Genomic DNA, 12832 nt, shown 5'->3' with positions numbered 1-12832 from the left:
GTGATGATTTTTGCGGAACAGGAACACAAGGATGGCGCGCGCGCAAACCGCCGTGCCGCTGGCATCAGGATCATCGCGAACCCGGGCTCGGCACAGGCCTTCCAGGATCATCTGGAAGCGCTCGACCTGCTCCGCCATGTCGCGATCAACGAGCACGCGGACGCCACCTCCTTCGCATTGAACGACGAGCAGATGCTCGCCTGGATACCCGGCTTCGACACGACGAAGCTGTCGGCGACGCTGAAACTGGACAGCTTCGGATCCGCGCAGGATTTCGAGCGCGAAACGCTGCTGGCGATGCTGGCCGCGCCCCGCTCCTTTGACTTTCCGAATTACGACGAACTCGCCGCCGCGCTGAGGATTCGCCGCAACATCGCCTGGGCAGCCTATCGCACCCAGCTCGCCTTCGGAACGAGCGCGGCTGAGCGCCCCAGCGAGTACTGGACCTACGACGAGGACACGAGCTTCACGATCCTGCCCGGCAAGTCGCTGGTCACGGCGCTGAAGACCGCAACCCAGCCCGACGTGTCGGGCAAGCTCTACTCTTTCTCGTGCTATCGCGCGACCGAGTATGTGATTCTGCTCGGCATCGCCGAGGAGCTCGCCGAGCACAATCCGCCGCTCTATCAGGCGCTGAGCCGCCGCTGGGAGAGGCGCGCGATCATGTCGGGCCTCTTCCATGAGGTCTTCCTGCGCGAATACGGTTCGCTCGCCGAACCGATTCCTCCCGCCTACTACGTTCCGGGCGACCGGGTCTGGTTCCGCAACCCCGATGCCTACTCGTCGGATGTATCGGGATTTGAAGGCTCATGGGTTTTCTACATGGGCGGAGGGCTTTTCTCGAACTTTTGGAACCGTCAGCACTTCACGATGCAGACCAAGTGCGTCGAGATCTTCCACTGGCGGGACGGGGTCTATACCGACGCCAACGGCGACCTGCGGATGAACGAGGACATCGTTGCCGAGCGCGCCCACGCAACGCTCGCCGATCCGGAAAAGTGCGCACGCGTGATGGCGGCGATGATGAAACTGCGCGACGGCCCGGGAATCTACGAGGACGGCGGCTGCATCGACGCTTCGCGCGAGTTCCCGCTCCAGGTCTGCCCGGGCACGGCCGAGATCAGAATCCCGGAAGCCTGAGCCCTTCAGCCGTGATGGACGGCTTCGATGTTGTAGCCGTCCGGATCGAGCACGAAAGCCGCGAAATATCCTTCGTGATACTGGGGCCGGGGTCCGGGTTCGCCATTGCTCCGCCCCCCCGCCGCAATCGCCGCAGCAAAGAAGGCAGTGACCGCCGTTTCATCGTCGGCGCGAAACGCGATATGGCTGCGCGGCACGAAAGGCGTGCCGCTCGAGATCCAGAAGTCCCCACCGGGATCCTCGCCGGCACCCGGTTCGGCGGGTCCAAAACCGACCGCGCCGTCGAACTCCAAGCGGATCGCATAGCCCAGAGGCGCAAGCGCCTGCAGATAGAAGGCCCGACTCTTCGCGATGTCGGAGACCTGGATTCCGGTGTGGTCGATCATTTTTGCCGAGCTCCCTTGGGGACAATGGGTCCCCGGCGATTCTAGCGCCGAGCGGGCGGTGAGCGGAAAAGGGGCGGGCCAAAGCCCCCCCCCCTTTCCGCTTTGCAGGGGCTTACTTGCTCAGATCGATTCGATAAGAGACCAGCCCGTTGGCATCGGGTGTCGCGTCATCGAGCGTGACGTTGCCGATCTTCTCCGCCGACAGCACATCCTTGGCCGCCGGGGCCGAACGGAACACCACCTTGCCCGCCAGGCCGGGGAGCGGCTTGAAGCGCCAGTTCTGGTTTGGCGTGAACGCGGCGGCAGTCACCGTCTTCTGCGCTTTGACGTAATTGATGACCACGTCGCGGTTCGCATCGGGGGAAGCGAGCAGCACCTCGACGTCCGTCGGCGTGATCCACTTGTAGGTGCTCGGATTCGTGATGCCGCTGGCCCGGTAGTTGTTGGTCGCGACGATGAATTCCTGCGTATCGCTGACTGCCACGCCCTTGTACTGCAGATTGACGACGCGGCTACCGACAGGCTGGGTCAGGTCGAACTCGTAAGTCACACCGTCGATGATGTCGTAGTTGTAGACCTTGAACGAAGCGTTCAGCAGATCCTGACTCGTCGTCTTGCTCGGGTCGATCTGGTTGAACTGCTGGGCCGAGTTCTCCAGCCATCCCTTCAGGCTGCGCCCCTTGATCTTCACCGCATAGATCGTGTTGCTATAGAGATAGAGGTCAGCCGCGCTGCGGATCGACAGGGGGCCGACGGCCACGTCGGTGTAGTCGGTCGCTCCGGCATAGCCGCCCTTGAACGGGGCCTGTGCCGACAGAACCGGAAGATCCTTGTACTGGGGCAGATTGGTCTTGACGTATTGGCTCACGTAGTCGGCCTGGGCCGCGTTGAGCAGTTCGATCGCCGCGGTGTCCCCCACCTGGGACAGGAAGGAGGACAGACGCAGCTCGGTGTTGCCGATCGCGGTATTGACGTAAGCGAGCGTCGCTTCGTGTGCCGACTTGATCACGCCGGCCACCGTCGGATCCTGATCGACCAGCGCGCTCGTCGCCCCATTGACCGTCTTCGCGATATTGCGCACTTCGGACTGCGACTTGCCCGCATCGACGACCCACTTGCCGCCCTGATAGACGAGCTTGAGCCGGATCACGCCGAGGCTGCTGCCCCAGAAGCCCCCCTGGACGACCGGCACGCCTTTGATCAGCCCCTTCGTGTTGTCGATATCGTCGGCCTTGTAAGCCGTTCCCGGAAAGCTCAGATGCGAGTGTCCGGCCACGATCGCGTCGATGCCCGGCACGCCGGCGACACCGTACACCGGATTCTCATCGTTGCCATCCGAACCAACGCTGATCCCACCATGCACCAGGGCCACGATGACGTCGGCGCCCGCCTTGCGGATCTCGGGCACATACTTCGCCGCCGAAAGCTTGGCGCCTTCAACCGTCAGCTTGCCGTCGAGCCAGCGCTTGTCCCACTCGAGGATGCCCGGAGGGGCAAAGCCGATCACGCCGATCCTGATCGTCCGCTTGACGCCCTGCGCATCGACGTATTCGCGGCTGAGGATCTTCCACGGATCGTAAATGTTCGCCTTGGTCGTTGCATCATAGACGTTGGCCAGCACCAGCGGGAAATCCGGCCCCTTGCAAGTGCGCTCCTTGCCCTGGTAGTTGTGCTTCTTGCCGGTGACCTGATAGAGGAAATCGAGGCCATAGTTGAACTCGTGATTGCCCAGCGTCGCGATGTCGTAGCCGACCGCATTCATCGCCTTGTACTGGGTCAGCGTATCGGTGCAGGCGGGCGGCGCGACCAGCGCCTCGTAGTCGGCGAGCGGCGTTCCCTGGATCGTATCGCCGTTATCGACCAGCAAGGTGTTGCCGAACTCCTTGCGCGCCGCGCTGATCAGGCTCGCGGTGCGCTCCAGGCCGACCTTGATGTCGTCCGCGGTCTTGTAGTAGTCGTAGGACTTCAGGTTCGAGTGCAGATCGGTCGTCTCGAGAACCGCCATGCTGAGCGTGTCCCCTTCCGGAACGGAAGGTTTCGAGTCGGCGCTGCTGCAAGCAGAGAGCGCCGCGACGAGAATGGCCGCAGGCAGTGCGCGGCGCGTGAAGGAAAATTGCATCGATATCCATCCTGGTAAAAGTTCTTGCAGGACATTACCGATGACAGATGAAGCCCAGATAACGGGAATGTTTCAGTCCCGCATCAAGGCACAAAGCCCCCTATGGCTTTCGAGCCCCCCGTGGCAAGCAGGATCGGCTAGGGGCGGGAAGCGTCCCCTTGGGCGGACAGGGCGGAGGACGAGTCATTCACTTGGTGATCAGCCTGCTCGGCTTCCTTCTCCGCCCAGCTCTGCCGAATCATCTCGATTTCCGGTCTGATATCCAGAAATGCATCGACCATGCCGGCATCGAAGTGCGACCCCCGGCTGTGCTCTATCCAGGCAAAAGCATCGGCGAGCGACCAGGCGTGCTTGTAGGGGCGGACCATCGTCAAAGCGTCGAAGACGTCGGCAATGGCGACGATACGTGCGGACTCAGGAATATCCTCCCCCGAAAGTCCGTCTGGATAGCCGCTGCCATCCCACTTTTCGTGATGGCGCAGCGCGATCTCGGCGGCGAGTTCGAAAGCAGAGCCCAGACCCCGGTGCAGGATCTCCCAGCCAATCCGGGAGTGGGTCTTCATGACCGCCCATTCCCCGGCATCCAGAACACCGGGTTTGCGCAGGATGTTGCTGGGAATACCTATCTTTCCCGTGTCGTGCATGGGGGCCGCGAGCTCGAGCAGCGCGCAGCTGCTCTCACTCCACCCGAGCTGCGCGGCCAGAGCGCGCGCATAGGCAGCCATCCGCCAGATATGGACACCGGTATCGTTATCGTTATAGTGACCCGCCGCACCGAGCATCGCCAACGCGCTGCGATAGCTCTCATCAAGCCGGCTGGCACGCACAAGAGAGAGGTGAGCGCGAATCCTGGCCCTGGCCACGACCGGATTCACCGGTTTCGCCAAATAATCCTCACCGCCCGCCTCGAACCCTGCGATCTCGTCCTCCGGCCCGGTGCGTCCGGTCACGAAGAGCACCGGGATGTGCTCGGTCAGGGGGTCGGCCTTGAGCCTTCGGCAGGTTTCGTACCCGTCGAGACCAGGCATTTCAACATCGAGCAGGATCAGCGATGGCAGATGACGCCTGACGATCGCCAGAGCCTCCTCGCCGCTGCGGGCAAAGACCAACCGGAACTCGTCGCGCAGCATCTCGCGCAACGCGGCAAGATTCTGCGGTTCGTCGTCGACGATCAGAAGAGGACCATTAGCCATGCTTGCCGTCCCTTTCGGCTTCCGTGCAGCGAATCAGTTCGGATACCCGACTCAGAGCGCCCGACAGGTCGAATCGTTCCAGCATCTTGCGCAAGGCCATCGACAGTCCGACATCCGCGCGGATGACAGGATCATCCATAAGCGCCTCCGCACCGTCAAGGTCGTCTTGATCCAGCGCAGCCCGCATCCTGCGCAGAAGGTCGAGCTTTTCCTGATCCATGCCTGCACAAGGAGCGCAGTCGGGCACCTCGGGCTCTACACGACCGAGGAAGGAATCAGCCCAGGTTCGGGCTTCTTCGAAAGCGTTTCGCCAGCGCAGCAGCGTTTCGCTCTGTTGTGCTCCGGAGCGCAGCGCCGCTTCGGCATCGGCGGCACAAAGCTGCAGGCCGGCCAGGCCGAGGAAACCGGCTGCCGATTTCATCCGGTGCGCCAGAGCCTGAAGCTCGGCGCCCCCGCGCTCTTCCTCCAGGTCCTCGCGATGGAAATCGTCGAAAAAGAGCGCAAGGTAGCGACGGAATCGCTCGTCGGAGCCGAAAGTGCGCAGCCCGCGCGCCAAATCCACGGTGTTCTGGGCGCTGACGGCCTTCCCCGCAGAACGGACCACCTCCAGCAGGGCAGCCACCAGTTCGTCGACATCGAAAGGCTTCGGAACGAAACCCTGCATGCCGCAGGCCAACGCCTTCTCTCGATGGACAGCAAAGGCCTCCGCGGTCAGCGCAATGACCGGTAGCGCTGCGAGCCGCGGGTCGTTCTTGATCTTCTGGGTCGCCTGGTAACCATCCATTCCGGGCATCCTGACGTCCATCAAAACCGCGTCAAAGCCGGCCGGCTCGGCATCGAGCCGGTGCAGCGCATCGGCGCCATCGACGGCCAGAGTCACCAATGCCCCCTCTTCACCAAGGATGGCCGCGGCCACGGCCCGGTTGATCGCATTGTCGTCGACGACCAGCACCCTGAACCCCGTCAGTCTGGGAAGACGGGAAGAGGCATCGGCTATGGATTCACTGCCGATCCGCGCCAACCTGAGCGCGACATCGTAGAGTGCGGATTCGGTCACCGGCTTTTGCAGCAGCGCATCGGCACGTCCGGCCTCAACTTCGGTCTCGATCAACGCCCGCTCATGCGCCGAGACCATCAGCACGACCGGGGCCGCATCCGCTCCGGCGCTCTCGCGCAGATGCCTCGCAACCGCGAGCCCGTCGAACTGGGGCATGTGCCAATCGAGCAGACAGAGCTGATAGGCCCCCCCGCCCTCTCGCTCCAGCTTCTCGATCGCGGCCGCTCCGTCCCCAACCGCATCGAAACGCCAACCGAAGCCGGTCACGATCGCCCCGACCGCCTGCAAAGCGAGCGGGTGATCCTCGGCGATCAGCACGCGCAGATCGCGCAGCGGAGCGCGCGAAGGCGATTCGGGCTGCTGCAGGGCAAAACCGAGTTCGACGCTAAATTCGCTACCTTTTCCCTCCTCGCTGCTGGCCGATATCCTTCCCCCCATCTGCTCGACCAGCTCACGACAGATGGCCAGCCCCTGCCCCGTTCCTTCGCTCTGGGCAGAGCTCTTGTCGAAGGCGGTAAAGATCGAGTCCAGCCTCGCCGCGGCGATCCCGACTCCGGTATCTCTGACCTTGAACTCCAGTCTCAAAGTCCGCGTCTCCGGATCATGGCTGATCGTCCGTACCGTGATCACGACCGAGCCGCACGGAGTGAAGCGAATCGCGTTGCGTCCCAGATTGAGCAGGATTTGGAGCAGATGGCGCGCATCGCCTTCCAGGAACTCAGCCTCCTCGGGAAGCTCTGCAATCACCAGCTCGACCGGCCGCTCCTGCAGTGCCGGCGCGAGCAAACCGGCGAGCTGTTCCAGCGTGTCGGCAAGCCGGAAGGCTTCGACTTCGAGCGGCCTCTGGCGCGGCTCGGAGGCAACGTCGAACAACTTGCAGACGACCCCGAGCAGGTGGCGGGCCGAATGGTCTATCCGGAGCACCCAGTCCATGGCCGTCGCCGACAGCGCGTTTCTCTCCAGCAGGTGACAGTAGCCGAGAACGGCATTGAGGGGAGTGCGCAGATCGTGGTTCATGCGCGCGAGAAGCCCGGCCCGGGCATCTCTCAAAACCCCTCCTTCGTTCAGCAAAAGTTCCCGTCGGGGGGAGGTCAGCGCGGTGACATCGTTGAGCACGACCAGAAATCCCCCGGCTCCTCCCGGTCGCAGATCGGGCAGCAGATGAACCCAGATGTCGGCCTCGCGACCATCCCTTCTCTTCGTACGCCGCTGCAGGTGCAGACTCTCCCCGGCCAGCACGCGCGGGGCGAGGGGGCGGTACCAGGCAAAGGTCTCCGCGTCGAGCAACTCCGCGAGCGGACGGCCGCGCAGAGTCTCCGGGGGGGCGCCCAGCCATTCGGCGCTGCTTGAGCTGGCAAACTCGCAGCAGAGGTCGTTCCGGCAGTACAGGATCAGGCCCGGGATCGTATCGAGCAGCGTCTGCAGGAAAGCTTCGCTGCGCAAAAGTCGTTGGTTCACCGCCTTGAGTTCGGAGATGTCACTCGCGAGCACGAAAAAGCCCCGGACCTCGCCACCCAGGCTGTCGGGCTGATAGTGGATCAGAAACTGACGCTCGCCCGAACCGTCCATATGGGGAATGGATCGCTCAAAAACCTGGGGAGTGCCCTGCAAGACTGCGTCGATATATGGTCGGCTCACCGTATAGGATGCTTCGCCGAGCAAACTGCGGATATCCCGCCCCGTCAGATTGGCGTTCGGGTCGCCAAACCAACCGCGATAGGCCCGGTTCGCGAAGCGGTTGTGCAGCAACCTGTCCCAGTAACCGATCAGCAACGGCGCACCGTCGAGCATGGTCTGGAACAGCCGCCTCGCCTCGTCGAGTTCCCGGGTTCTCGCCAGGACTCGGGCTTCGAGCTGGGCATTGAGCGCCAGCACCTGCCTTTCGGCACTCCGGCGGGCCGAGATGTCGTGCAGAATCATCGCGCATCCGACCACATTCCCTTCCGCCATCTTGATCGGAAAAGCTGAGACGAAGACCTCCAGACGGCTTCCATCGCTGCGCAGACGCTCGGTCTCGGGCAGTTCGGAGCTCTCGCCCCGAGCGATCCGAGCCAGCATTGAACGGATCTCGTAACGCCTTGGCTCGGGCACGATCAGCTCGTCGATACGCTTACCCAGAACCTGCTGCGTCGGATATCCGAACATCCTCTCCGCACCGGGGTTCCAGGACGTCACGCTGCCGTCCAGGCTCAGGCCGACGATCGCATCGCGGGATGAGTCGACGATCGCAGCCAACCTGAGCCTCTCATCCAGGCCAAGCTTGCGGCGCTCCGCAGACCTCACCCTGAGTTCGACGATCAGCGCGCAGAGCAGTGCGATCAGCAGGACCAGAGCGGCGACCAGAAGCGGTGGAGTCTGATTCAGTCGGCTCAGGAAAACCGGCCGGGCGATAACCTCGATCTTCCAGGTTCGACCATAGACCGGAGTCATCAACACGGAGCGCAATGCGGCTGAGGATGCTTGTGCAATCGAGCTGCTCTCGTAGAACCGCTCTTCCCTTCCGTCCGGAGCGACATCGGCGATGCGCAAGCCAAAACTGCCCGCATCGAAATCGAAGCCCGCCATCACTTCCGAGATCAGGATAGGCGCATAAGTGAGCCCAAGAGCCTGGCGCTCGCGCTCAGAGGGCGAAGTGGGGGGAACAGGAAGTCGATAGACAGGAAGGACAAGCAGAAAACCGCTCAAAGCCTGATGGCTCGCCTGAATGAGCGTGACCGGGGCCGTCAGCGCCGCTGACGCACTGCGCACAGCAAAGCTCAGCGCCGCAGCCCGTCTCGGTTCGGATGCGACATCCAGTCCCAGCGCCTCGCGGTTCGGGCCTTCTGGCTCGAGGTACTCGATGATCCAGCGATCACCCGGATGCTCGGATATCTGATGGAGGCGAAAGTTTGGAGCCCCGTCGGCGCGAATCCGCCGCAGGTAAGTCTGCTCATCCTCCCGGCGCACGCGCCGGATGAAACCGAAGCCGTGAGCCCCGGCGAACTCCCGCTCGATATCGCGGGTCTGCATGTATGCGCGAAAGCGCTCGCGCGTGATGTTCTCGGCGGAAACGGCCACCACCGCCCCCCTAGCCCCCCTCAGACCGTATTCGAACACGTTGATCTTCGTGGCCACCTGATGGACGGCCTGGCTGGCCAGCGCGTCAAAGCGAAGCCTGCGTTCGCGCTCCTGGATGCGGCCGAGGCCGACGAAACTGAGCGCGGCAAGAAGCAGCCCCAACGCCAGCACCAGAGCTGAGGCGCGCGCAAGCGGCAAACCTGACGATCTCATGGCGGGCTGCGCCTCGCGGAACCCGCCGTTTCAGCGTCCCACCTCATCAAGATTGCCCTCCCTGTCACCCGCCCGCGCACGGTTCAGCCATTCGGAGATCTTGCGCAGCAACAGCGCGGAGTCGACGGGCTTGGTGATGAAGTCGTCCATGCCCGCGTCGCGGCAACGCAGCCAATCCTCGGCAAAAGCATTCGCCGTCATCGCGAGGATCGGCACGACCGAATAGCCGTCCATTTCCCTTATCCGCCGAGTCGCCTCCAACCCGTCCATCTCGGGCATCTGCATGTCCATCAGGATCAGGTCATAACGCTCGTGCTTCACCCGCTCCAGCGCTTCGACACCGTTGCAGGCAAGGTCGGGGACGATTCCCCCGTCTTTGAGAAATTCGAGTGCAATCTCGCGGTTGAAGGCATCGTCTTCGACGAGCAGCAGACGGGCATCGTGGGCAAGCGCATCGAAATTGTCCCGGCCTCCGCTCTCCGGCTCGCTGCCCGAGCCCGCCTCACTCTGGCCCACTTCCTTCTTCAGGCGCGCGGTCAGCCAGAAAGTGCTGCCCTGGCCCGTCGCGCTGATCACGCCGACATCGCCCCCCATAAGCCTTGCCAGCTGCTGGGTGATGGCCAGCCCCAGGCCCGTCCCTCCGTGGCGACGGGTGGTCGAGGCATCGAGCTGATCGAAGGCCGAGAAGAGCCCGTGCTGCAGCTCGGGCGCGATGCCCATTCCGGTGTCGCGCACGGCATAGCGGACTTGCAGAAACTCTTCGTCCTCGTCGAGGATCTCGAGCCTCAGCCTGACTTCGCCCCGCTCGGTGAACTTGATCGCATTGCTGACGAAGTTGAGCACGGCCTGGCGCAGACGGGTCGGATCTCCCTGAACTCGACGGTCGGCAGGAGGCTGCTCCAGGATGAGCGTCAGTCCCTTGGCCTGGGCCATCTCGGTCACCAGCGACTTGACTTCGGCGAGCACCTGGCAGACCGTCATCGGAATCTGTTCGAGGACGAGCCTTCCTGCCTCTATCTTGGAAAAGTCGAGGATGTCGTTGATCACCGAGAGCAGATGATGACCGGCCACGCGTATCCGTTCGAGACGCTCGGTCTGGTACTCGTCGAGACGGGTGCGCCGCAGCAGCTGCGCATTGCCGAGCAGTGCGTTCATGGGCGTGCGGATCTCGTGGCTCATATTGGCAACGAAGGCACTCTTTGCCTGACTGGCCCGGTCGGCCCGGTTGCGCGCCTCCTGAACCTGATCGAGGCGCTGATGCAACAGGGTCACATCGACATGGCATCCCACGGCCCGCCGAGGCTTGCCCTCCGGGGTCCATTCGACGACCTTGCCGGCGCACTGCACCCAGACCACGGAACCCTGCTTGTGCCGGAAGCGCACTTCGACCTGGAAAGCCCCGCGGCCACCTCCGGCGACATGCCTGTCAACGGCCTCGGCGAAACTGGGCAAATCCTCGGCGAAGATCAGGCTCCGCCAGGTTTCGACCCGGTTGGCAAGCTCACCGTCCTCGTATCCGAGCATCCGCTTCCAGACCGGACTCAGATAGAGGTGACCACTCACGAGGTCCCAGTCCCAGTAGCCGGCCATGCAGCTGTCGAAAACGTCCTTGGTGATCTGCAGCTCGCGTTCGAGCAGCTCGGCGCGAATCGTCTCGCCCATCCTGAGCCTTCGCTCACTGATGTCCATCACGATGCCGACGTAGAGCAGCTCACCCGTCTCACCGCGTTCGGGCGCCCCCCTGATCATCAACCAGCGTTCAGCTTCCCCAGGGGGAAGATTCACGCGGCATTCGAGTTCGAAGGGTTCGGCGCGACCGACCCGTTCGCGTATCCGCTCCCGGGCGCCCTCCCGGTCCGCGGGATGCATCGCCGCATAGATCGCATCAGCGCTCGCCAGACTGCTCGCCGAATCAACACCACACAGATCCCAGATCCGCGCCGACCACTCGCAGCGACCGCTCTGCGGCTCCCATATCCAGGTTCCGGCCCGGGAACTGTCGACGGCGAACTCCAGACGCCGTTCCGCACGTTCGACCTTGCTGTGCATCTGCCGCTCATTTGAGATGTCGGCGAGGCTTCCAACCATGCGCAAGGGCCTGCCCTGATCGTCGCGTTCGACGACTCTCCCGCTCTCCCTGACCCAGGTCACATAGCCATGGGAATGAATGAGGCGGTATTCGCAGCGATAGGTAGCGGTCTCCCCGGCCAGATGCGCGCAGATCGCGGCCCAGACCAAATCGCGATCCTCGGGGTGCAAGGGATCGGAGCTCTGCGCATATTCGCCCTCGAGGCCGAGAATTTCGAGGCAGCGCTCACTCCGATAACAGTGTCCGGAACCGAGCGACCACTCCCATATGCCGTCTCCCGTTGCCTCGACGACTTCCTTGTGCCGACGCGCCTCCCTCATCAGCTGCTCGCGTACCGCCATCTGCTCCGACAAGTCGAGCAGGATGCCCGCCATCCTGACGGCTCGCCCTGAGCTGTCCCGTTCGAGAACTTTGCCCCGTTCGAACACAAAGGCATAGCCGCCGCTCTGTTGCCTGAGTCTGAGTTGGGCTTCATAGATCGGTGACTTGCCACTCAGATGGCTTTCGAGCAAAGCCTGAACCGACAGCAGATCATCGGGGTGGCAGCGCTCCAGCCACAGCTCCCGCCTCAGATGGTGCGGGCCAGAAGGGGGGAGTCCGAGAATCATCAACCACCTGTCATTGACCTGCATCAGATCCGACTCGAGCGCCCAATCCCAGGTCCCGGCATGGGTACCGTCGATCACCTGGCTGAGCCAGTGCTGCTGCTGTCGCACGGCTTCGACCTGGCCCCTCACCGCCCGGCGCAACAGCAGTGCCCAGACCAGCAACGCCAGACCACAGCCTGCCGCTCCGAGCAACACATAGACGCTCAGGCGATAGTCGGCCCAGTGCAGCGGACGGGATGGACCAAGCCATTTCTGACGCAGTGCCTCGCGTTCGGCGGGGCTGATCCTCGCCATCCCTGATTCGATGATCCGGAAAGTCTCAAGATCGCCCTTGCGCACGGCCCAGTTAAACTTCCCCGTGTAGAGAAAGAAAGCGCGTTTGAAAAGACCGTTGGCCTTGAGCTTGTAGAGGTAAAAATTGGCAGGGTACTCATCCATGCAGAAGAGCTTGATCTCTTCGCTGGATGCGGCGCGAATCACATCCTGGTAATCCCTAAAGAACCGGAGATCGGCGACACCCAGTTCGCGCAGATGCTCGATACAGGCATCGCCCGCCATGACGCCAATCCTGAAACCAGCCAGATCGCGTGGGCCTTGCAGCCCCGAGATCGACTTGTGGGCGAACATTCCGACCGGAACCGCTTCATAGGGGCCAGAAAAATCGTAGAGCGAATCCCGCCCTGGCGTATGAAAGATCAGATCGATCGCATCGTAGTGCCCGGCCAGCATGTCTCGCTGGGCCTGAGCCCAAATGGCTGGTGTCAGCTCGACATGGATGCCTGTCTTTTTTTCCCACAGCGACCACAAATCTACGACATAGCCCCTGGGCTGTCCATCCTCGCCGAGGAAGAGAAAAGGGGGGTAGTTGTTGTCGGAGACGACGCGAAGCGTGCCCAGATGGGCCTGGGCGACAAGGCTGATGGAGCACAGCAGGACGGTCAGCGCAATCCGCAGCGACATGGGCGCGAGG

General features: G+C 62.9%; 6 protein-coding genes. 1 reads left to right on the top strand and 5 read right to left on the bottom strand.

Annotated elements, in window-relative coordinates; translation table 11 throughout:
- The first annotated feature begins 3 nt into the window (after positions 1–3).
- Positions 4–1140 carry a hypothetical protein gene (locus ACHFB9_RS08610; protein ID WP_417071141.1) on the top strand — a complete coding sequence of 379 codons (1137 nt, stop codon included), beginning with the start codon at positions 4–6 and terminating at the stop codon, positions 1138–1140.
- Between the two features lie 5 nt (positions 1141–1145).
- Here the strand turns inward: ACHFB9_RS08610 and ACHFB9_RS08605 are convergent, their stop codons facing one another.
- The 5 genes from ACHFB9_RS08605 to ACHFB9_RS08585 all read right to left on the bottom strand — a co-directional run bounded on the left by ACHFB9_RS08605 (position 1146) and on the right by ACHFB9_RS08585 (position 12822).
- Complete coding sequence (locus ACHFB9_RS08605) at positions 1146–1526, bottom strand: VOC family protein (protein WP_417071139.1); 381 nt, start codon at positions 1524–1526, stop codon at positions 1146–1148.
- A gap of 112 nt (positions 1527–1638) precedes the next feature.
- Positions 1639–3645 carry a bifunctional 2',3'-cyclic-nucleotide 2'-phosphodiesterase/3'-nucleotidase gene (locus tag ACHFB9_RS08600; RefSeq protein ID WP_417071137.1) on the bottom strand — a complete coding sequence of 669 codons (2007 nt, stop codon included), beginning with the start codon at positions 3643–3645 and terminating at the stop codon, positions 1639–1641.
- A gap of 137 nt (positions 3646–3782) precedes the next feature.
- Positions 3783–4838, bottom strand: a complete 1056-nt coding sequence (locus ACHFB9_RS08595) for a response regulator (RefSeq protein WP_417071135.1) — start codon at positions 4836–4838, stop codon at positions 3783–3785.
- Positions 4831–9165: a CHASE domain-containing protein gene (locus ACHFB9_RS08590; protein WP_417071132.1), complete on the bottom strand. Its 4335-nt coding sequence runs from the start codon at positions 9163–9165 to the stop codon at positions 4831–4833. Before ACHFB9_RS08590 ends, ACHFB9_RS08595 begins: the two co-directional genes overlap by 8 nt.
- Before the next feature lie 30 nt (positions 9166–9195).
- Positions 9196–12822: a PAS domain-containing protein gene (locus ACHFB9_RS08585; protein WP_417071130.1), complete on the bottom strand. Its 3627-nt coding sequence runs from the start codon at positions 12820–12822 to the stop codon at positions 9196–9198.
- Positions 12823–12832: the final 10 nt, after the last annotated feature.

The organism is Niveibacterium terrae (assembly GCF_048213115.1).
Taxonomy (GTDB): domain Bacteria; phylum Pseudomonadota; class Gammaproteobacteria; order Burkholderiales; family Rhodocyclaceae; genus Niveibacterium; species Niveibacterium terrae.
This window is presented reverse-complemented; position numbering and strand designations above follow the sequence as displayed.